Source organism: Streptomyces sp. NPDC096324 (genome assembly GCF_044763015.1).
Classification (GTDB): domain Bacteria; phylum Actinomycetota; class Actinomycetes; order Streptomycetales; family Streptomycetaceae; genus Streptomyces.
In genome coordinates this window covers 364,070-384,398 of record NZ_JBIWFK010000006.1, presented here as the reverse complement: position 1 = coordinate 384,398, position 20,329 = coordinate 364,070, and the positions used below count along the sequence as shown (strand labels likewise).

16 protein-coding genes are annotated in these 20,329 nt (G+C 70.7%); 8 read left to right on the top strand and 8 right to left on the bottom strand.

What is annotated here, in order from left to right; genetic code table 11:
- Positions 1–4: 4 nt before the first annotated feature.
- The 3 genes from ACIQ7M_RS18735 to ACIQ7M_RS18725 form a co-directional block, all read right to left on the bottom strand.
- On the bottom strand, positions 5–3,205 hold the full coding sequence (locus ACIQ7M_RS18735) for a TIM-barrel domain-containing protein (protein WP_403645915.1): 3,201 nt from the start codon (positions 3,203–3,205) through the stop codon (positions 5–7).
- Between the two features lie 401 nt (positions 3,206–3,606).
- Entirely contained in the window at positions 3,607–3,864 is a 258-nt protein-coding gene (locus ACIQ7M_RS18730) for a hypothetical protein (protein WP_403645345.1), read from the bottom strand.
- A gap of 52 nt (positions 3,865–3,916) precedes the next feature.
- Positions 3,917–4,660 carry a TetR/AcrR family transcriptional regulator gene (locus tag ACIQ7M_RS18725; RefSeq protein ID WP_386987768.1) on the bottom strand — a complete coding sequence of 248 codons (744 nt, stop codon included), beginning with the start codon at positions 4,658–4,660 and terminating at the stop codon, positions 3,917–3,919.
- 126 nt (positions 4,661–4,786) lie between these two features.
- Between ACIQ7M_RS18725 and ACIQ7M_RS18720 the strand changes: the two genes are divergently transcribed.
- Positions 4,787–6,010, top strand: coding sequence for a saccharopine dehydrogenase family protein (locus ACIQ7M_RS18720; RefSeq protein WP_403645342.1), 1,224 nt, complete (start codon positions 4,787–4,789; stop codon positions 6,008–6,010).
- Between the two features lie 59 nt (positions 6,011–6,069).
- On the top strand, positions 6,070–6,678 hold the full coding sequence (gene thpR / locus ACIQ7M_RS18715) for an RNA 2',3'-cyclic phosphodiesterase (protein ID WP_403645340.1): 609 nt from the start codon (positions 6,070–6,072) through the stop codon (positions 6,676–6,678).
- Between the two features lie 13 nt (positions 6,679–6,691).
- Here thpR and ACIQ7M_RS18710 read toward each other — a convergent pair whose 3' ends face one another.
- The 3 genes from ACIQ7M_RS18710 to ACIQ7M_RS18700 all read right to left on the bottom strand — a co-directional run bounded on the left by ACIQ7M_RS18710 (position 6,692) and on the right by ACIQ7M_RS18700 (position 9,612).
- The gene (locus tag ACIQ7M_RS18710; protein WP_403645338.1) at positions 6,692–8,386 is read right to left on the bottom strand and encodes an LCP family protein; all 1,695 of its coding nucleotides are present in this window, start codon (positions 8,384–8,386) and stop codon (positions 6,692–6,694) included.
- 333 nt (positions 8,387–8,719) lie between these two features.
- Positions 8,720–9,040, bottom strand: a complete 321-nt coding sequence (locus ACIQ7M_RS18705; RefSeq protein WP_403645336.1) for an ArsR/SmtB family transcription factor — start codon at positions 9,038–9,040, stop codon at positions 8,720–8,722.
- Between the two features lie 47 nt (positions 9,041–9,087).
- Entirely contained in the window at positions 9,088–9,612 is a 525-nt protein-coding gene (locus ACIQ7M_RS18700; protein WP_403645333.1) for a hypothetical protein, read from the bottom strand.
- A 172-nt stretch (positions 9,613–9,784) separates the two neighbouring features.
- On the opposite strand from ACIQ7M_RS18700, the gene ACIQ7M_RS18695 reads away from it, so the two are divergent.
- Both ACIQ7M_RS18695 and ACIQ7M_RS18690 read left to right on the top strand, forming a co-directional pair.
- Positions 9,785–11,053: a hypothetical protein gene (locus tag ACIQ7M_RS18695; RefSeq protein WP_403645330.1), complete on the top strand. Its 1,269-nt coding sequence runs from the start codon at positions 9,785–9,787 to the stop codon at positions 11,051–11,053.
- Positions 11,054–11,204: 151 nt separating this feature from the next.
- Complete coding sequence (locus ACIQ7M_RS18690; RefSeq protein WP_403645327.1) at positions 11,205–12,476, top strand: serine hydrolase domain-containing protein; 1,272 nt, start codon at positions 11,205–11,207, stop codon at positions 12,474–12,476.
- Positions 12,477–12,552: 76 nt separating this feature from the next.
- On the opposite strand, the gene ACIQ7M_RS18685 is transcribed toward ACIQ7M_RS18690, so the two are convergent.
- Entirely contained in the window at positions 12,553–13,011 is a 459-nt protein-coding gene (locus ACIQ7M_RS18685; RefSeq protein WP_403645324.1) for an NUDIX domain-containing protein, read from the bottom strand.
- A 146-nt stretch (positions 13,012–13,157) separates the two neighbouring features.
- Between ACIQ7M_RS18685 and ACIQ7M_RS18680 the strand changes: the two genes are divergently transcribed.
- A complete protein-coding gene (locus tag ACIQ7M_RS18680) occupies positions 13,158–13,313 on the top strand; it encodes a hypothetical protein (protein WP_403645321.1) in 156 nt (51 codons plus the stop codon).
- Positions 13,314–13,411: 98 nt separating this feature from the next.
- On the opposite strand, the gene gcvH is transcribed toward ACIQ7M_RS18680, so the two are convergent.
- Positions 13,412–13,795 carry a glycine cleavage system protein GcvH gene (gcvH, locus tag ACIQ7M_RS18675; protein WP_403645318.1) on the bottom strand — a complete coding sequence of 128 codons (384 nt, stop codon included), beginning with the start codon at positions 13,793–13,795 and terminating at the stop codon, positions 13,412–13,414.
- Positions 13,796–13,964: 169 nt separating this feature from the next.
- Between gcvH and ACIQ7M_RS18670 the strand changes: the two genes are divergently transcribed.
- The 3 genes from ACIQ7M_RS18670 (at position 13,965) to lanKC (ending at position 20,326) form a co-directional block, all read left to right on the top strand.
- Entirely contained in the window at positions 13,965–14,663 is a 699-nt protein-coding gene (locus ACIQ7M_RS18670; protein WP_386976620.1) for a hypothetical protein, read from the top strand.
- Positions 14,664–14,674: 11 nt separating this feature from the next.
- Positions 14,675–16,696 carry a HEAT repeat domain-containing protein gene (locus ACIQ7M_RS18665; protein ID WP_403645314.1) on the top strand — a complete coding sequence of 674 codons (2,022 nt, stop codon included), beginning with the start codon at positions 14,675–14,677 and terminating at the stop codon, positions 16,694–16,696.
- 927 nt (positions 16,697–17,623) lie between these two features.
- Positions 17,624–20,326, top strand: a complete 2,703-nt coding sequence (gene lanKC, locus ACIQ7M_RS18660) for a class III lanthionine synthetase LanKC (protein WP_403645310.1) — start codon at positions 17,624–17,626, stop codon at positions 20,324–20,326.
- Positions 20,327–20,329: the final 3 nt, after the last annotated feature.

The window sequence follows — 20,329 nt, the reverse complement described above, 5'->3', positions numbered from 1 at the left end:
ACTCCTACTGATAGGTGATGGTGATCGGTGCGCGCACGCTGCGGCGGGGCAGCGTGATCGTCAGCACCTTCGAGCCGGCGTCCCAGTGGTACGCCTGCGGGGACAGGTTCGATCCGGTCGCCGAGACCTTGGTGGGTGCGTGCGCCGCCATGAGGGCGATCGTCCACCGGCGGTCCTTGACCTGACCGGGGAAGGAGCCCCGCGCCGGACCGATCGACACCGTGTGCCGCTCCCCCTTCTGCCGGTACCGGATCGCCGTCGTGGCGCTCCTGCCCTCGTGGCTGGTGACTCCGTCGTCCTCGTACAGGTGGAACGACCCGGCGCGACCGGCGGCGATGGTGAGCGTGACGTCGGTCAGCGGGTTCTTGTCGTCGCCGGTCACGTCGTGGGTGCGGGTGGCCAGGATGCCGCCCGCCCTGACGAAGACCGGCATCGATTCCAGGCCGGTGGTGACGTCCCGGGTGCCGCCGCCGGTGTAGGTCTCACCGGTGAAGTAGTTCGTCCACTGGCCGGGCGGGAGCCATACCGAGGTGGTGGCGGAGGTTCCCGGCGTGGTCACGGGTGCGACGAGGAGGTCGGAGCCGTAGAAGTACTCGCTGCCGGCGGTCGCGTACGCCTGGGGTTCGTCGGGGTACTCCAGGTAGGTGGGACGGACGATGGGCACCCCGGTGCGGTTCGCCTCCTCGGCGAGCGTGTACGTGTAAGGCACCAGGTTCTCGCGGAGGTTGAGGAACCTGTCGGCCGACTGCCGTGCCGCGGGCCCGTATTGCCAGGGCAGCCGGTCACTGTGGTTGCTGTGCAGCCGGTCGACGGGCTGGAACGTGCCGAACTGGACCCAGCGGGCGTACAGGTCGTCGGGGAGTTTGCGCGTGGTGCGGCTCTGTCCGCCCTCGGTGTACGTCTCCGAACCGGCCAGCCCTGTCGTGTCGTTGTGGCCGCCGATGTCGTGCGTGATGGCCGCCATGCCGGTCGCGGCGGACTCCCCGGGGGTGTAGCCGACCTCGAACTTCAACGCGCCCCAGGTCGAGGAGGTGTCGCCGGTGAAGTGGACGGTGCTGCGTTTGTCGGCCCACGGCCCGGTCGGCAGCCCCTGCTGGCCGCTGTACCCGGCCGCCTGCAACGAGCCGTAGGCGCGGGAGAGGACGAAGCCGCGGCCGAGGTTCGCGGAACTGGCGGTGGCGTACTGCTGGTTGATCCACGCATCGGGTGTGACGCCCCGCAGTGACGACTGCGACGCGTCGCAGCACCAGTCGAGCCACCAGAAGTCGTTGCCCTGCCGGTCCATGGTCCGGTGCAGGTCCATGTACGCCTTGAGCTGGTCCGGGTCGCCGAAGTCGAACGTGTAGCAGTTGTTCTCGACGGCGGCACCCGAGGCACAACCCCCCTTGGTCAGCTTGCCCTTGGCCGTGGCCTGCGCCTGGGCGAACTGGGGATCGGACGCGAGGATGCTGGGGTGGACGTTGAGTGTGTTGTGCAGCCCCTGCGAAGCCGACCAGTCGAAGAAGCCCTGGGGATCGGGGAACTTCGCGGGGTCCATCTCCCAACCGCTCCAGGTGTTCACGGCCTTGAAGTCCGTGTCGGTCACCAGGACGTCCAGGGGTGTTCCTTCGGCGCGGAACGCCGGGAGGATGGTGTTCTCGTAGTCCGCTGCGGTGCGGTCGATGTACTCCGAGTACCAGACGCCGTAGGCCCATTGCGGCAGGAGTGCGGGTGGGCCGGTGAGCGTGGCCAGGTCGGTGAGTCCCCGCTTGTAGTCGTGTCCGTAGCCGAAGACGTAGCCGTCCTGGTAGGGCGTGCCGCCGTGGTCGGGGCGTGGGGTCGCCCGGTGCGCCGCGGCGTCGTACACCGCTGACGACGTGTCGTCGAGGAGGTACCAGCCGTCCCGGTTGAGCAGGCCGGGTGTGGTGGGTACGGATTTCTCGTTGCCGGTCACGCCGTCGAGGCCCCGGCGGTATCCGCCGAGCGCGATGTGCGGCGAGGGCGCGGCCGTGCCGGAGGCGGCCACCGAGACGGTGTCCGCGTTGATGTGACAGCTCGCCGTGCCGGGGCAGCCGAGAGTGATGTCGTCGGTGCCCGCGGTGAGGGTGACGGGCAGCGAGGCCGTCTGCCAGTCGTCCCAGTCCTTCGTCGTCGGGAACGTCAGGGTGGTGCTGGTGCCGGCGGCGGACACGGTGGCGGTGCGCTGCTGGTGCAGGCCGTCGCCGCCGACGCCGTTGGCGTACCGGATGCGGAGGGTGTAGACGCCGTCGGCGGGCACGCCGACCACGTGGGTCGCGAGGTTCGATCCCTGGTGGAGGTCGCCGACGAAGCCACCGCCCGCGTAGCCCTGGTGATCGGTGGCGGTGATCGCCGTACCGCCGACGCGTCCGGCTTCCGCCTCGCAGCTCGTGCCGTACGCGCAGTCCAGGATCGCGGTGCTGGAGACGGGCGGGTAGGCGTCGCCGGAGCGGACGAGGGCGACGCTGTCGACGTTGACATCCCCGGAGTCCGCGGCGGTCCTGGTCAGCGCGAGGGTGTGGTGACCGGCGCCCGGCCGGACGCTCGCCGACGTGGTGCTCCAGGTGTCCCAGTTCGCCGTCACCGGCAGGGAGATCGTCTGCGGCGCGCCGCCGTCCACGGTGAGTGTGAGCGTACGGGTGCGGGTCTGACCGTCTCCGCCGCGGGAGTTGGCGTACCGCAGGTCGAACTGGTAGGTCCCGCCGTCTTTGACATCGATGTCAGCGGATGCCGAGCTGCCGGTGCCCTCGAATCCGGCGGCGAATCCGCTCCCGGTGTGGCCGACGTGGTCGGAGGCGACGGAAGCCCCGTCGAGACGCAGGCTCTCGGCCTCGCACAGGGCGCCGAGCGCGCACGTCAGGCGCTGCCAGGGAGCGGCGGTCACGGGGGTGCCGCCTGCCACCGACTGCGTCGAGAGGTTCTGGGCGTCGAAGGGACCCGAGCCGACCTTGTAGCGCAGGCTCATCGCGCTCGTTCTGATCGTGAGCCAGCCGTCGGAAGTGGTCGCGCTGTACGCGGCAGGCTCGAACCCGTCTCGGCCGATCGCGTTGAACGTCGGTGCGTCGGTGAACTTCTGATCGCCCGCGTATTCGGTACGGATCAGCGTGGGCGAGAGGATTTCGAAGCGGGCGTTCCCCGAGGAGACGACCGGGACGCGCAGGGTGTGCGCGCCGCCGGCGGCCGGTAGGTCGGCGCCGGTCAGTGTCATGGCGGCGGACACGGCGAGCGCGGCGGCGACGCTCACCCGTCGTCGTACCAGTCTCAGCCGTCGCCTTCTCGACGCCCTCGACGCGTTCGCGGTCTCTGATGTCCTTGACGCGGTCGTCATACGCGCATCCGTTCTGCTCTCAGCAGGGAGGCTCGCCCCCTGTGCCGGTCGAGATCCGGAGATGCCGTGCCGCTCGCGAGCAGTGGTCGGGCTGCGGCAATCCTCCGGCGGTGCGGCGGTGCGGGATGGCACGGGTCTTGGAGCCGTGCTCCTGGAGATCAACCCTGGGAATCAGAGCACGCCGACTCTCGCGGTGTCCATATGGCCGACGTCGACTCCGAGCAGGCCTGCCGGGTCGGTCCGTGTCGCCTCGGTCCCCCTTCTGTACGACGCGGCGCTGCTCAGCCGGTACCCGTGGGGCCTTGTTGCCGGGCATGGCTCGTGCCCACGATGTCGATGGCCACACGAAGCGGTGTCTCTGGGGTTCCCAGCAGGGCCCGGGTGACCGCGATCGCCTCGAACACGCTCGATCCCCGCTCGGCGAGAAGGACTTGGACGGCCTCCATCCCCTCGCTTTCGAGGACCGGCCTGCATTCCTCGACCAGCGCGGTCCAGCGCGCGGCCCCTTCCGGACTCAGCCCGCCGACATGGTCGAACATGACCTGTTCCCTCCCGTTGATCAAAACAATAGCGTTGGCATAAGCGTCCGCCTCAGGGATTTCGCGGGTTCGTCGCGGCGGGGTAGCGGCGGGCGCGGGCCCAGGCGAGTTGTTCGGCCGCGCTGTTCAGCAGGGTGTCGAGGACGACGGGATAGGCGCTGTGGGTCATCCGCCCGGCCAGGAGCCGCGCGGTGGCCGCGATGTGCGGGTGGGTGTCCGCGGGCAGTTCGGCGTACGTGGACTGCCACATCTCCTCGTCCGACACGCGGGCCTCGTCGGTCAGCGCCAGCGACCCGGCGTCCAGGGCCGCGAAGGCCAGGGTGAGGTCGATGAACGCGTGGTAGACGACGACCGCGTCCACGTCCGGGAAGCCCGCGCCGCGCAGGATCCCCAGGATCGTCTCGTCCACCGCGATCTCCCGCGGCCGGCCGGTGACCCGGCTGGCGGTCAGCACGGCGGCCTGGGGATGGGCGAGGTAGGAGGCGTGAATGGCCTGGCCGAGCGCCCGCAGGTCGGCCCGCCACTCCCCGGTGGCCGTCCAGGTGTCCAGCGCCCGTCCCGTCAGTTCCTCGCCGATGGCCCTGGTCAGGTCGTCCAGTCCGGCGAAGTAGCGGTAGAGGGTGCTCGGGTCGGCACCGAGTGCCGTACCGAGTCTGCGCGCCGTCAGTCCGGTGCTGCCGTGCTCCCGCAGCATCCGCAACGCCGTCTGCACGATCAGTTTCTCGGACAGCACCGTGCCCTGCCGGGTCGGCCGGCGCCTGCGCCGCTCCGTCTCCGGCACCACCTGCTTCGCCATGCCGACCCTCCCTGCTCACCGCGCGCCGACGATCCTTATGCCAACATGATTGACCTTAACCGAGGACATCCCGTTGCATCTGTCCAGCCCGGAGGCGATCGTCTCCGGCGACGAAAGGTGTGTGACATGCGAGTACTTCTCGTGGGCGCGGGCGGCGTGGGCACCGCCGTCACTCGGATCGCGGCCCGCCGTGACTTCCTTACCCACATGGTCGTCGCGGACTACGATCTCGCCCGCGCCGAGGCGGCCGTGGCGGCGCTCAAGGAGCACGGGGACCGGTTCAGCGCGCTGTGCCTGGACGCCACCGACGAGGACGCGGTACGCCGTGCGCTCACCGAGGAGAGGTGCGACGCGCTCCTCAACGCGACCGATCCGCGGTTCGTGATGCCTCTGTTCAACGCGGCCCGCGCGGCGGGAACGCACTACCTCGACATGGCGATGTCCCTGTCCGCGCCGCATGCCACGGACCCGTACGAGCAGTGCGGTGTCAAGCTCGGCGACGCCCAGTTCGAACAGGCCGACGCCTGGGAGCGCTCCGGACGGCTGGCGCTGGTCGGCATGGGCGTGGAGCCGGGACTGTCGGACGTCTTCGCCCGGTACGCGGCCGACGAACTCTTCGACGAGATCGAGGAGATCGGTGTCCGCGACGGCGCCGATCTGACGGTCGAGGGTTATGACTTCGCCCCGTCCTTCAGTATCTGGACGACCATCGAGGAATGCCTCAATCCCCCGGTGGTCTACGAGAAGGACCGCGGCTGGTTCACCACGGCCCCCTTCAGTGAGCCGGAGGTCTTCGACTTCCCCGAGGGCATCGGTCCGGTGGAGTGCGTCAACGTCGAGCACGAGGAGGTCCTGCTCATCCCCCGCTGGGTCGACACGCGTCGGGTGACGTTCAAGTACGGCCTCGGCGACGACTTCATCGCCAAGCTGAAGACCCTCCACGAGCTGGGTCTGGACTCCACCAAGAAGGTCACCGTCCCCTCGGAGAACGGGCCGGTGGAGGTCTCCCCGCGCGACGTGGTCGCCGCCTGTCTGCCCGACCCGGCCACGCTGGGCGACCGCATGACCGGCAAGACCTGTGCGGGCACCTGGGTCAAGGGGACCAAGGACGGTTCGGCCCGCGAGGTCTACCTCTACCACGTGGTCGACAACCAGTGGTCGATGCGCGAGTACGGTTCCCAGGCGGTGGTGTGGCAGACCGCGATCAACCCGGTCATCGCCCTCGAACTCATCGCGGGCGGAGCCTGGTCGGCCAGCGGCGTCCTCGGCCCGGAGGCCCTGCCGCCCCGCCCCTTCCTCGACCTGCTCAACGAGTACGGCTCGCCGTGGGGTCTGCGCGAGGAGGGCTGAGCCTCCGGGCGTGGTCCACGGCACACGGCGAGGGCGTCGTCACCGGCGGAAGGTGCGGTATGAAGTCTGCTGTGCATGATCAGACTCCACCCGCGACCGTCCGCGTGTTCATCGCCCTCGCCCCGCCCGACCACGCGAAGGAAGAGCTGGCCCGGGAGCTGCGCCCCGCCTACGACACGCACCCTCACGTGCGGTGGAACCGCATCGAGGACTGGCACATCACCCTGGCGTTCCTGGGGGAGCTGCCGGTCGGGACCGTTCCCCTCCTGCGGCCGCCTCTCGCCGGCCTCGCGGCGGCCCGCCGGCCGCCGTCCCTGGCACTGCGCGGGAGCGGCGACTTCGACGACCGAGTGGTGTGGAGCGGAATCGACGGAGACCTCGACGCACTGCACGCGCTCGCCACGGACGTGCGGACGATCGTGAGGGACTGCGGGGTCGTCTTCGAGGAACGGCCCTTCCGCCCCCATCTGACGCTGGCCCGTGCCCGCAGGGGAGACCGGTCCTCGGCGGGCGAGATCGCCCGGGCACTCGCCGGTTTCACCGGCCGCGAGTGGCCCGCCGAACGTCTGCACCTGGTCGGCAGCAACGTGGGCCGCAGCAGCGGACCGATCCACTACCGCGACATGGAATCGTGGCCCCTCGGCGACGGGCACTCCCCCGACGCATGAGTGGCGGGTCCCCTCACTCGTCGGAGTCCGGTTTGTCACGGGCCGCCGCGTAGGCCTGCGCCGGAGTCATGGGGACTCCGTTGAGGCTGACCGTCCTGTAGGGGCTGACCGTGGCACAGGTCTTGGCCTCGTCGGCGGTGGAGGCGTGGGCGTCGGCGACCGCGTTCTTGCCGTCGTCCGAGGCGGACGCGGACGATCCGCCGGGGTAGGTGGTGCCGCTGGGCCAGTCGGCGCCGACCACCAGGACCAGACCCGGGCTCGTGCCCTGCTTCAGATGCGAGGCGGACAGCCCGAGGGCCTTGGCGGCGGTCCGGGCCTCGCCCTTCTGACCGGTGCCGTAGGTGAGGGTCGTCGTGGTCGCCGAGACCGGGGCGTTGGTCGTGGTCGTCTCCGGACTGAAGCCCTTCCCGGTGAGCGCGGCCGCGATGACGGAGGCGCGGCCGGTGATCCCCGTACCGTTCTCCACGGTCACGGCGACCCGCGAGGCGGGCACGGCCGAGGCTCCGGGCTTCTTGGTCGCGGAGGCCGCCGCGGACTTCTTGCCCGACGCGGTGGTCAGCGACTTGTCGTCGGCGATCGTCGCGAACAGGCTCTTCGCGCCCGCCCCCACCACGACACGGTTCTTGTCGGCCGGGTCGGGAGCCGTCTGCATCGTCGTGAACGTCATCCGCTTCGTGGGGACCTTGTCCAGGTCCGAGGCGAGCCCGATGAGCTTCTTCACCGTGCCCAGGCCTTCGTCCACGGTCAGCGCCTTGGTGGCGGCGTCGGCGAGGTGGTAGACGGCGCCGGGGTCGGTGAGGGTGCCCGCACTCTTGAACTTGCGGATCATCGCGCTGAGGAAGATGTGCTGGGAGACGGTACGGCCCAGGTCGCTGCCGTCGCCGAAGCCGTGCCGGGAACGGACGAACTGGAGCGCGGCGACGCCCTTGAGCGTGTGGCTGCCCTTGGACAGTTTCAGGTGCGAGTACGTGTCGTAGACGTTGTCGCTGACGCACACGGAGACGCCGCCGACGGCGTCGGACATCTTGACCACGCCGGAGAAGTCGAGTTTGACGAAGTGGCTGATCGTGATGCCGGTGAGCTGGTGGACCGTGGCCACCTGGCAGGCCGGACCGTACTGCAGCGCGCTGTTGATCTGGCCGTAGTAGCCGGCCGTCGACTTTCCGGTCTCGCTGTCCTTGCAGGCCGGGACACGGGTCATGGTGTCGCGCGGGATGCTCATCACGGTCGCGTTGGAGCGGTCGGCGGACACGTGCACCACCATCTGCACATCGGCGTTGCTGCCGGTCTGCACCCCGGTCCGTGCGCAGCCGCCGCCGAGCTTGCAGTCCGCCTTGCTCGTCCGGCCGTCCGAGCCCATCACCAGGATGTCGATCGGGGTACGGCCGAAGGCGTCCGCCTTCTCCGTGCCGCCCTTGCCGTCCAGGGGGAGGGTGTCGATGTTGCCGTTCAGGTGCTCGTAGAACCACCAGCCGACGCCCGCCGTGCCCAGCACCAGAAGCGCGACGCATATGCCGACGGTCCTCAGCAGCCGTCTGCCGCGCCCTCGGTGCCCCCGCTTGCCGCCGTGTGAGCGGGTGGCGCCTCTGGACGTGAACCGGTCGCCCGGGAGTCCGGAGCCGTCAGGCCGCGTGGTGCGCTGCCCGGGCACCTGGGACGTCCGGTTGCGTGTCGTCTGACTGCCCGAGCCGTCCCACGGGTCGCTCATCTCCCACTCCCATGAACAGTCGGGCCCGTCGGCCCCGTCCCTCGGAGGTACGGCGGCCGGTACTGCGGTCTACGGGCGGATGAAGCGGGCGTCTAGCCGAGTTGCATAGTTGCGCAATCTAACAAAGTGACGGCCCGGTCGGCAGGAATCCTCCGGCGTTTCACGCGTGAGGCATCTCATGTCACCGGTGGGACGGCTGATGGAACCGTCTCCTGAAGGGAGACGTCGGATCGGGCCTGTTCGTTCCTCGGCTGCCCGGGATCCGGCCGCGAGGGGCCGACGAGCGGCCGCGGAGGCGTGCTCCTTCCGCAACCGGACGGCCGCCCTCCGAATTCACCGCGAGCGCGCGGTGAGCTGCCGGATCATCACCCTCACCACGGTGACGATGTCGGGGTCGGCGACGTAGTAGACCTGCCGTCGGCCCTCGCGGCGGGACCGCACGAGGCCGGCCAGCTTCAGCTTGGCCAGATGCTGGCTGACCGCCGGCAGCGCGCCGCCGACCCGGTCGGCGAGACGCGTGACGTCACATTCGCCCTGCGACAGCGTCCACATCAGGTGCAGCCGGGCCGAGGAGGCGAGCAGACCGAACGCGGCGGCCGCGTCGGAGAGAACCTCGGCGGAAGGATCCTCGACACCACCGGCGTTCCCGGTCACAGCCTTCACCCGCTCACTTCACGGCCTCACTCGTGCGCCGCCCCAGTCTAGGTCCGGGGACCCGGTGAGTTCCGGAGGGTTCGCCAGCGCGGTGCCTCGTCGTCGGGAACGTCCGGGGAGGCGAAGTGGAACGGCACGGCGAGGAAGTCCGCCAGCGCCCGGCCCGCCTCCGCGGCGGCGGTGCCCGGCCGGGGCCCGCCGCGCCGTTGGGGGACCATCGCCAGGTGTCCGTCCCCGGCCGGTTCGTCCAGGACCACCACGAGCAGTACGAACCAGTCGTGGACGGTGTCGCCGTCCCACAGTGCCTCGACCGCCGCGACCCGGCCCGGAAAGGTCGCGGCACGGGCCGCGAGTGAGGGGACGTCGAGGGGATCGGGCGGCCGGTACCGTACGCGCTCACCGAGGGCCTCGTACCGCGCGTGCACCACCTGTTCCGCCTCGTGCAGGCCGAGCCCCAGCGGGCGCAGCGCCACCCACACGTCCTTCAGCGCCGCGATCCGGTGATCGCGCAGCACGTTCGCGTCGACATCCTGGCGGGTCCGTTCCTCCAGGTAGGCCCACCAGCCGCTCATCGGGGCCCGGGGCGGGGTGTGGTGGCGTGCGCCTGGGACGTCATGGACCGAATGTACGGCAGGACGTCGTGGCGGAATGCGCGAGCGCTCGCGGATGACCATGACCCGGAGTGATCCCGCCGACGGCGAAAACGCCTGGCGATCCGTCAGTCGATCGGGCAGGGTCGAGATGATGAGCGATGAGCACGAGACGGTCTACGCCCGCATCGAGTCCCTGGAAGGTCTGCTGCAACGGGGGCGCGGCCTCGGCGCGGTGCGGGCGCTCCGGGACCCGCAGGAAGCCGCCGCGTTCGCTTACGACGGCATCCGCCGTGACTGGCGCTGGGACTCGACCGACGACCGCTGTCTGTATCTGGCCAGGCTCGTCCGCGATCTGGACCTGTCCCTCACCCCGGTCCTGCGTCGGCTCACGGGGGACGAGGAGACCTGTCTGCGGGCGTGTGACGTCCTGGAACTGCTGGCCCTCTCGGGCTCGGAAGCGGCCAGGGAAGCGCTGCGTACGTACATCCGCGAAGGCGAGCACTGGGCCCGCGTCCTGGAGTCGGTCTCGATCGGCTGGCCGACCGAGTGGTGGGACGACCTCGGTGACGTCGCGCGCGCCCGGATCAGTCGGGAACCGGAACTCCCGTGGTGCTTCGAACCGTGGACCCGGTTCGGGATCGAGGTACGGAACCACCAGCCCGTTCCCCGGCCGACCCTGGACGGACTCGGTACCGGCGAACTGCTCACCCTGCTCCGCGACGAACGCGCCGATGAGGAGGACAAGTTCGACGCGCTGCGTGCGTTGAACCGCAGGGAGCCCGACGCGGGGCTCCTGCCTCTGGTGCCCGCGCTGGGCACCTCGGACGGCCGTCGGCCCCTGCCGTTGCTCAGGCGCGCGGTCGAACGCCTCGACACCCTCGCCGTACCGGCGGCGCGTGGCTGGGCGATGGACCGGCGTCCGTGGCTGGCCGAGCTCGGAGCGGACGTCCTGGCCGACCATCCTTCCCCCGAGGACCTGCCGGGGCTCGTACGGGAACTGGCCGGGCAGTGGTCGGCGCGCGCTTGGTGCGGCCCCGACCGGACGGCCCGGCGCCTGGCCCGGCTCGGTCCCGACGCCGCCGAAGCGCTGCCCTACCTGCGGCGCTTCTGGCTCCACACCCCGCACTCGTACGAGCGGGCCGCGTATCTGAAGGCCCTGGCCGCCATCGACCGGGGCGGCCTGGACCACGCCTGGTCCGAGTCCCTCTGGGACTGCGAGGAGACGGCACGACTGACCGCGATCGCGTCGGCGCCGGCCGCCCCGGAGACAATGGAGCGGATCGCGGCCCTGCGCGACGACCCGATGGAGACGCCCGAGGTACGGGCCGCCGCGCGAGAACGTCTGGCGTCCACCGAGTCCGCGGACGGCACCGGCACGGCCATGGGCACTGGCATGAGTACGAGCGCGCGTTCGTTCTGACGTGACCGTCGATTTGACGATCCGTCATTGTGCGCTGAGGGAAGGCGAGTCGTCGGTGCGGAAACGCCCACCGGTGGCCCAACCGTGCGCCGCCGCCGAGGCCGGGAGGTATCCCTGGGGACGTCGATCCACTGGACGAAACGGACCCATCATGCCGACCCGGCTCCCCCGTTCCCTCGTACGCCACCGGCGCGTCTCCACGCCGGCACGGCGGCGTTCCCGGCTCACCATCCTGCTCTCCGCCACGCTGCTGGCCCTGACGCCCGTCGCACCCGCCCTGGCGACGCCCAGCGCCGTCAGCGACGTCCACCACCCGAAGGACGGTGCTCCGCCCTTCGCCAAGACCCTGACACCCGATCTGATCGCCCTGATGCAGCGGCTGCGCATCCCCGGAGCTGTGGTGTCGATCCGCACTCCTCAGTGGGGCACCTGGACCAAGACGCTCGGCACCGAGTCGCTCAGAACGGGAAAGCCGATCGCGGCCGACGAGCACTTCCGCGTCGGCAGCATCACCAAGACGTTCACCGCCACGGTGATCCTGGAACTCGTCGACGAGGGCCGGATCAAGCTGGACGCGCCGGTGTCGCGCTACCTGCGCGGCGTCCCGAACGGGCGCAACATCACCGTCCGCCAACTGCTCCAGATGACCAGCGGCCTCTACAACTACAGCGAGGACCTGCACTTCAACCAGGTGCTCGACGACCGTCCCGAGACGCAGTGGACGCCGGAGGAACTGCTCGCGATCGCGTTCCGCCACCAGCCGTACTTCCCGCCGGGGCAGGGCTGGCACTACTCCAACACCAACTACGTCCTGCTCGGGCTGATCGCCGAGAAGCTCACGCACCGACCGCTCACGTCACTGCTGCGTGACCGTGTCTTCCGCCCGGTCGGCATGCCCCACACCAATCTGGCCACCGACACGGCCTTCCCCGCGCCGCACCCGCGCGGCTATCAGTTCATCAGCAACGTGGAGAGCCTCACCGCACCGGTACTCACCGGGAAGGACGCCGCCTGGGCCGACTGGTCGGCGGGCAACCCCGAGGACGTCACCGACGTGAATCCGTCGTGGGCCTGGGCGGCCGGCGGCGGCATCTCCACGCTGGACGACCTGCTGCGCTGGGCCCCCGCGCTCGCCGACGGAAAGCTCCTCAGCCCGCAGACCCAGCGCCAGCGGCTGCACTTCGTCCCCACCTCGGACGTGCCGGGCACGCCTACGTACGGCCTGGGGATCGTCGACTTCTCCGGTTTCCTCGGCCACGACGGCCAGATCCCCGGTTACAACAGCTTCGTGGGATACGACCCGAAGCGGAAGGCGACCGTCGTCGTCCTGGTCAACCTCAATCAGTCACCCGACGGCAGCGCTCCCTCCGACGAGTTGACGAAGCTGATCCTCTCCGAAGTGTTCGGCGTCACGCCGTCCTGAGCGGCAGGACATGACGACGCGGGGCCGGGCCGCCGACGCGGCCCGGCCCCGTCTCTCTTCCCGTGAACCGTCCGAGTCAGAGGCCGCCCATGGCGTCGATGCCGGCGATCGACTGCGGCCAGGTGGCGGCGAATCCGGGGTGCAGGCGAAGCGAGTCGACCTCCGCGGCGACACACCACCGGTAAGCGGACCCTTCACCGTCCCCGCGGCGCGGGAAGAACGGCTCGGTGAGCTCCGCGACGACGGTGTGATAGGCCCATCCACCGTGATCGTCGACGAAGGTGTGGATCGGACGGAGGTCCGGAACACCGCCCAGTTCCTCCGCGAACTCCCGGCGGGCGCCGTCCCACGGGCTCTCACCGGCGTGCAGCGCACCACCCGGAGTGCTCCAGGTACGACCGTGATGGACCCGCCAGGAACGGCGCTGGAGCAGGAACCGGCCGTCGTGGCGCAGGAGCAGTCCCGCCGCGCCGTGCGGGCCCCAATGGCGGCATCCCCGCCTGTCCCTGACGTATCCGCGACCGCTGTCGGCCATGCTTCCTCCTCAGCTCCTTAGCTCCGCGGGACGCGACGCGTCCTTCATCAGCGCGGGCGCGCATCCCGTGTTTGGGTCGCACGACGCAGGAAACCCGGCAGGAGTAGGGGACGCCCGCAGACTACGTCCCGCCACCGGAGGACGCCATGATCATCCTCGGAGTCATCCTGCTTGTCATCGGCCTCATCGCCGGTATCGGAATACTTTGGACCATCGGGATCATCCTGGTCGCGATCGGCGTCGTGCTGTGGGTCCTCGGAGCGGTCGGCCGAGAGGTCGGCGGACGACGTCACTACTACTAGGCGGGACCACTGGGCGGGCGCGTGACCGGCGGCTCAGCGCGCCACTCGGGGCCCGGCATCCGCCGGGCCCCGAGGCGCGGCCGGTCCGATGGGGCCCGTCAGTCGCCGATCAACTTCGTGTACTGACCGGCGGAGAGCAGGTGGTCGGAAGAGGCGCCCGCCTCCGGCTTGACCTTGAACAGCCAGCTCCCGTACGGATCGTTGTTCACCTCCTCGGGTTCTTCGGCGAGGAGGGGGTTCGCTTCGGTGATCTCGCCGCTCACCGGGGCGAAGATCTCGCTGGCGGCCTTGACCGACTCGATGGAGCCGACGGGCTCACCGGCGTCGACCCTCTTGCCCACCAAGTGCACCTCCACGAACACGACGTCCCCGAGCTGTTTCTGCGCGTGGTCCGTGATCCCGACCGTCACCGTCCCGTCCGCTTCGAAGCGCGCCCACTCGTGGTCGTCGGTGTACTTGAGGTCCTTCGGAATGGTTGACATGACAGCCCCTTTCAGAACGCAAGGTGATCACTGAGTGGCAGGTTGTCACGCCGTGACGCGTGACAACGGCTTCCACGCGGACCGGCTTCCGAAGGATGGTTTCGTCAGCTCGCCGGGCCCCGCCACCCCGTACTCGGGTACGGACTCGTCCCTGGAATGATCCGGTTGCATGACCGCGAGACCTTCCGACGACCTGACCGCCGCCTTCGCCCGTCTGGGTGGTGAGGGCGACGGACAGGTCTGGAGCGAGCTGTGGGACGACTTGTGCCATCAGGGCAGCGTCTACAGCGACAGCTACCTGGCCCTCCCCCACCTGGCGGCCATCGCGGACGGCCGCGCCCCGGGCGAACCGCACGAAGCCGTCGAACTGGCGGGCCTCATCGCGTCGGCGGCCGACGACGAGCACAGCGCGCGCTACGCCGGAGAGTTCGCCGTCCTCCTCCCCGTGGCCCGCCGCCTGCTCGACGCGGCGCGCGGGGACGCCGTGGTGTTCGTGGACCTTTTGCAGTGCGTCCTGGCCTTCGAGGGGGAACGCGTATGGAGCGCGGGGCTGCTGGAGGGCCTGTACCAGCAGGAGTACGAGATCGAGTGCCCGAAGTGCGCTTCGGAGCTGTTCATCGCCTTCGGTGACCGCGGCACCTTCGCCTCGGCCGGCGACTACGTGACGGCCGACCCGGCCAAGACCCCTTTGCTGCCCGCCGACCCGGCCGGCCTCGCTCCGCTGCCCGCGCGTCTGCACCTCACCGCGGCACAGGCGGGACACGAGGACATCGCACGCGGGCTCACGCACCTCTTCGGCCGGGCTATCTGCCCGGACTGCGATGACGTCTTCCCGGTCTCGGATCAGGTCGAGGCGGCCCGGATATGAACGAGTCGGGCATGAGCGGGCGAGACGTCAGCGAGCGAGACGTGAGCGATGCGACCACACCGGTCGAAGCCGTGGACTGGGCGGCCCTCAAGCACGCCTACGGGACCGCCGACGACGTACCCGCCATGCTGCGGAATCTCCGGAGGCCGGAGATGGCCGCCGCCGCGGCCGACGATCTGCTGACACACGTCCACCATCAGGGCGGTGGAGTCTATTCGTCGGCGCCCGCCGCGCTGCCCCACGTCGTCGCGGCCGCCGCGGACCCGGCCGTCGCCCCGGACGTCCGGGGCGAACTCCTCCATCTCGTACGGTCCCTGGCGCACTCGGGAAACACCGCACAGCCCCGCTTCGTCACCTCCGGCTGGCCCGGCGCCTGGCACCTGGCGGTCACGGACCTGCTTCCGCTGCTGGACGACCCGGTGGCGGAGCACCGTACGGCGGTCGCCCGCTGTCTGGCCGAGGCCCGCGGCCGGGCCGACGAGGTGATCGCCGCGCTGCGAGCACGCTGGGACGTCGAGGCCGCACCACGGACCCGACTCCAGCTCATCGACTCGGTCGGTTCACTGACCGCCCACGCGGGTGAGCAGCGCGGCGCCGCCCTCGACTGGCTGCGCGCCGAGATGAACGGCACCGTGCCCTCCGTACGGCTGACGGCCGTGCAGGCTCTGCGCCGCGCCCTCCCGGAACAGGACGCCGGCGACTGCGGACGTACCGTGTCCGACGTGCTGTCCGGCAGCGAACCGGAAACGTGGCGGCCGGAGGGCACCACCACGGGGACGGTCGTCTGGGCGGTCGGCCTCCTCGGAGACGACCCCACCGCCGTGGCCGACTTGACCCGCGAACTGCTCGGACACCAGGACCCCACGGTCCGCGCGGGAGCGCTGCGGGTCGCCGCCCAGGCGCTCAGCGGCCGACGGTCCGCTGTCGTCGACCTGTTGCCGGACGTGGCCCGTTCGCTCGGCGATCCCGAAGCCGACAACCGGCTCTTCGCCATCCGGATCCTCGGCATGTGCGGGCGCGCGGCCCACCCCTGGGCGGACACCCTGGCGGCCATGAGTACGGAACCGGGCGAAGCGCATCCGCAGGTCCGGACCCACGCGCTCTGGGCGCTGTCGCGACTCGGTGACGCGCGGTGCGTCCCGCCCCTGGCACGGCGCCTGGCCGACGCGGACCCCGGCTTCGTCCACCACTCGTCCCACGCCGACGGCTGGTGGACGTACGAGCTGAGCCTGAACGATGTCGCGGCGGATCTCGGCGCCCATGCCGACGTGCTGCTGCCCCCGCTGCTGGCCCGTCTGACCACGGCCACCGGCCTCGACGAACGCAGGGCGCTCTGCCAGTTGCTGACGGCGTGGGGCGACGCCTCCGCGCCCGCAGTCCCGGAGCTGCTCGCTCTCCTGGACACCGATGCCGCGGTCTGGGCGCTGGACGCCCTGGCCGCGATCGGACCGGCCGCGGCGGAGGCCGTCCCCCGTGAGCGGCTGCGCGCCTTGCTTGATTCCCCGCCCGCGAACCAGCGGTTCGCACCCCGTTGCCTCGCGCTCGCCTACGGGCGGCTGACCGGCGACCGCGAGCCCGCGCTGACGCTGCTCCTTCCCGAGCTGGACGCACCCTACGGCCTGGAGAGCGCCGCGGTGCTCCTGGCGGAACTGGGCCCGGCGGCAGCCCCGTACGTCGGACGGCTGCGCGAACTGCTGCCCCGTCATACGCACGGCTGGCTGCCGCTGCGCGTCGGCGAGGCACTGTGGCGGATCACCGGACGCACCGACGATGTGGTCCCGGCCCTCGTCCGGGCGATCGCCCCGTTCGCCGAAAGGGGCGGCGCCTATCCGGCGGTCATCGAAACGGTGAAGCTGCTGGCGGAGATGGGCGCGGACGCCGCTCCCGCGCGGCCGGTCCTGAAGGCGTTCCTCGACACCGACGAACGGCCCGTGAGGCACGGCACCTGGCGTTCCGTCCCGGAGGACGACGCGCTGTGCGCCGCCGCACGCGCCGCGCTGCTCGCCACCTCCGCGGCGGGTGCGGCCGACTGACGGCATCCGGACGGCGGGCCCCAACGTCCGGGGCCCGCCGCGGGCCCGCCGCAGGGCCGCCGCAGGGCCGCCGCAGGGCCGCCGCAGGGCCGCCGCAGGGATGGCGCCGGGCAGCAAGAAACCCTGCCCCGCACATCGCGGGACAGGGTTTCGTCAGAGCGCCGGGCAGGCCTTGCACCTGCATTTCCCCGCAGGAAGCGGGGCGTCTTTCCTTGGACCACCAACGCATCGTCAGCCAGAGTGACTTCCTCCGACCGCTCTGAACAAATAATAGCGCACAGATGTACGGGCGATGTCCTCCGCATCATCCGGTGACTCCCTACCCGGGCTCGCGGAGGAGCCGGAGCCCGTCGAGGGGGCGGTTGCCCACCTCTCTCGCCGGTACGACAAATCCGTCACCAAAAGGCCGCGTGCGCGCCCGGGTCATACACCACATCACCCCGCACCCGGCATATGCCCTTTTAACCATTCCTCCAGGGCCCAATTGCGCGGCACCGCCGACACGGGCCGCCCCCGCGAAACACCCTGTTCACAAACGCGGAGGGACCGCGCCGGGCTTGACCGTGTCCACGGCGACGCGGCGCACCGGGCCGGGCCGGTGATCCGGTGTACGCCTGGGCGCTGTCGACGATCGGCGGTCTCATCATCACGCCGGTGGCGAATATCTTCGGAAAAGACTTCTTTCGCGCCGTTGTGGACGAAGTATCGGTTTCCCAATACTTCGAGTGGCCGCAGCCCTCCCAAGGCGTCCGGCCGGCACCGAAGCCGCGCAGCCCGCCCCGCTCCCCGGGCCGCGTACCTCCCCGCTCCCCGCTCCGTGCTCCCCGCTCCCGCTCTGCTCTCCGCTCTCCGCTCTCCAGGCCGGCAGATCCCAGCTCCCCCTGGGCTGTCCCGCCTGTACACGTCCCTGCCCTGAGGAGAAGTCCGATGGACAACCGGTACGAGGCCTACGCCTACGCAGACCCGATCTTCTACGACTCGCCCCGTCGCTGGGGCGCTCAGGAGGAGTTCGCGGCCGTCACCCGGCCGCTGCCCGCCGGCTGGGAGCGCGGCGACCTGGAGATCTGGGCGGTGGTGCGCCCCCAGGACGTCCAACTGCCCTCGCAGGGCTGGAAGATCCATGTGTCCTCGTGCGCCGAGGACGCCGAGGCGGTACTGGAACTGGTCTACGACTACTGCCTGCGGGAGCACATCACGTTCAAGTTCCTGCGCGGGCTGCCCATCCTTCAGATGCAGAATTCCAAGTACTCACCCCGCGGTTCGAGCGGAAAGTTCTGCACGCTCTACCCGCTGGGCGACGCCGAGCTGCGGCGGTGTCTGGAGGGGCTCGGACCGCTGCTCGCCGGCCACCGGGGCCCGTACATCCTCAGCGATCTGCGCTGGGGCGAGGGACCGCTGTATCTGCGCTACGGGGGATTCGCCGAGCGCCACTGCCACAACGACGCCGGTCAGCGGGTCCTGGCACTCGAAGACCCGGACGGCCGGCTGGTCCCCGACGTCCGCGGCGCCGGCTTCTCTGTGCCCGACTGGGCGCCCGTGCCCCCCTTCGTGGAGGAGGCCATCGCCGAACGCAACGCCCCACAGGCGCCCGCCCTGCCCTACACCGTCGAACGGGTCCTGCACTTCTCCAACGCCGGTGGTGTCTACCTCGGCCGCAAAAGCGCGGACAGCCCTCAAGTGGTGCTGAAGGAGGCCCGGCCGCACGCGGGTCTCGACCAGCGCGGAGTCGACGCCGTCACCCGGTTACAACAGGAACACGACATGATGGCCCGTCTGGCGGGACTGCCCGGAGTCCCCGCCATGCACGAACTGCTCACCGTGTGGGAACACCGTTTCCTGGTCCAGGAGTTCGTCGAGGGGCAGTCACTGAGCGAGTGGCTCACCGCGAAGTACCCGCTCATCCATCCGGACGCCGACGACACGACGGTCGCCGAATACACCCGCGAGGCGATCGCGATCGTGGACCGGATCGAGCACGTCCTGAAGGGCATGCACGACCGCGGGGTCGTCTTCGGGGACCTCCACCCCCGCAACCTGATCATCCGGCCGGGCGGTGACATCTGCTTCATCGACTTCGAACTCGCCAGCCCCGTCGACGCGTTCGTACGTCCGGCCCTGGGAGCCGCGGGCTTCACCGCTCCCAAGGGATACACAGGCCCGGAGATCGACCTGTACGGACTGGCGGCGATCCGCCTGTGGTTGTTCCTTCCGCTCGCCCAACTGCCCACCCTGGACGCGGGCAAGAGCACCGAACTGGCCGACGTCATCGAGCGCCGGTTCCCCGTTCCGCCCGGATACACCGACGAGATCCGCCGCATGCTGGCCCCCTCCCCCGCGGACGGCCGCACTCCCAGGCCCGAACTGGGCCTGCGCAGGGCCGAGACCCAAGCCCTGCTCAGCGGGCCGCGGGCCGACTGGCCGGCCATCCGCGACTCCCTCGCGGCCGGCATCCGGGCCATGGCCACCCCCCACCGCGACGACCGGCTCTTCCCGGGCGACATCGCCCAGTTCACCCAAGGCAGCCTGGGCCTGGCCCACGGAGCGGCCGGCGTCCTCTACGCCCTCCACACCACGGGCGCCGGCACGGAGACCGAACACGTCCAGTGGCTCGTCGAGGCCGCCCGCGCCCGCCCGGCGCAGCCGGGTCTCTACACCGGCGGACACGGCGTGGCCCACACCCTCGACCTCCTCGGCGAACGGGACGCGGCACTCGACCTGCTGGAGCGGCTCACCCACACCACTCCGGACAGCCCCCCGGGCCCGGACCTCTCATCGGGCAGCGCCGGCATCGCCCTGGCGCTGTCGCACTTCGCGACGGCCACCGGCGACCACCGGCTGCTGGACAGCGCCCTCACGCACGCACGGACCGCGGCCGACGAACTGGAGAAGGAGGGTCCGTCGAGCGGGCGCCGCAAAGCCGGCCTGATGAACGGGGCGTCCGGCGCGGCCCTCGCCCTGGTCCGCCTCTACGAACACACCGGCGATCACACACTCCTCGAGCGGGCCCAGACGCTGCTCGAACTGGACCTCGAGCGATGTGTGACCGCGGCGGACGGCACCGTCCAAGTCCTCGACGAGTACCGGGTACTTCCCTACATCGAGACCGGCAGCACCGGCATCGGGCTGGCTCTGGACGCCCTGCTCCGCCATCACCCCGAGAGTCCGACAGCCCGGTACCGGACGCCGATCAGCCGCGCCGCCGAACCCGAATTCATCATCCAGCCCGGCCTGTTCAACGGCCGCGCGGGGCTCCTCGGCTACCTCGCCCTCACCCGGCCCCAACCGCAGGCTCCGGGCCCCTGGCACTCCCCGCGTCCCCGCACCCCGGGCGACGCGGAAGCAGCCGCTCACCGCCAGACCTCGCTGGACCGGCACCGCAGGCTCCTGGCCCTCCACCAGATCTCGTACCAGGGCCACCTCGCCTTCCCTGGCGACCAACTCCTGCGGCTCTCCGCGGACCTGGCGACCGGATCGGCCGGAGTGCTCCTGGCCCTGGGCACCGCCCTGGCCGGCACACCCTTCCTCCCCTGGACCGGCGGACCCGGCCCCTCGCCGACGAGCGTGAGCCTTCCTCCGGCCACGGCCGGCCACGGCCGGGCCTCCGCCGGTCACACGGCCGGCCGGCCCTGACCA

Bases quoted from the DNA above. Each gene is read 5' to 3' on its own strand.
- ACIQ7M_RS18735 (WP_403645915.1), bottom strand. From the start codon at position 3,205: ATGACACTGACCGGCGCCGACCTACCGGCCGCCGGCGGCGCGCACACC.
- ACIQ7M_RS18730 (WP_403645345.1), bottom strand. From the start codon at position 3,864: ATGTTCGACCATGTCGGCGGGCTGAGTCCGGAAGGGGCCGCGCGCTGG.
- ACIQ7M_RS18725 (WP_386987768.1), bottom strand. From the start codon at position 4,660: ATGGCGAAGCAGGTGGTGCCGGAGACGGAGCGGCGCAGGCGCCGGCCG.
- ACIQ7M_RS18720 (WP_403645342.1), top strand. From the start codon at position 4,787: ATGCGAGTACTTCTCGTGGGCGCGGGCGGCGTGGGCACCGCCGTCACT.
- thpR (WP_403645340.1), top strand. From the start codon at position 6,070: ATGAAGTCTGCTGTGCATGATCAGACTCCACCCGCGACCGTCCGCGTG.
- ACIQ7M_RS18710 (WP_403645338.1), bottom strand. From the start codon at position 8,386: ATGAGCGACCCGTGGGACGGCTCGGGCAGTCAGACGACACGCAACCGG.
- ACIQ7M_RS18700 (WP_403645333.1), bottom strand. From the start codon at position 9,612: ATGAGCGGCTGGTGGGCCTACCTGGAGGAACGGACCCGCCAGGATGTC.
- ACIQ7M_RS18695 (WP_403645330.1), top strand. From the start codon at position 9,785: ATGAGCGATGAGCACGAGACGGTCTACGCCCGCATCGAGTCCCTGGAA.
- ACIQ7M_RS18690 (WP_403645327.1), top strand. From the start codon at position 11,205: ATGCCGACCCGGCTCCCCCGTTCCCTCGTACGCCACCGGCGCGTCTCC.
- ACIQ7M_RS18685 (WP_403645324.1), bottom strand. From the start codon at position 13,011: ATGGCCGACAGCGGTCGCGGATACGTCAGGGACAGGCGGGGATGCCGC.
- ACIQ7M_RS18680 (WP_403645321.1), top strand. From the start codon at position 13,158: ATGATCATCCTCGGAGTCATCCTGCTTGTCATCGGCCTCATCGCCGGT.
- gcvH (WP_403645318.1), bottom strand. From the start codon at position 13,795: ATGTCAACCATTCCGAAGGACCTCAAGTACACCGACGACCACGAGTGG.
- ACIQ7M_RS18670 (WP_386976620.1), top strand. From the start codon at position 13,965: ATGACCGCGAGACCTTCCGACGACCTGACCGCCGCCTTCGCCCGTCTG.
- ACIQ7M_RS18665 (WP_403645314.1), top strand. From the start codon at position 14,675: ATGAGCGGGCGAGACGTCAGCGAGCGAGACGTGAGCGATGCGACCACA.
- lanKC (WP_403645310.1), top strand. From the start codon at position 17,624: ATGGACAACCGGTACGAGGCCTACGCCTACGCAGACCCGATCTTCTAC.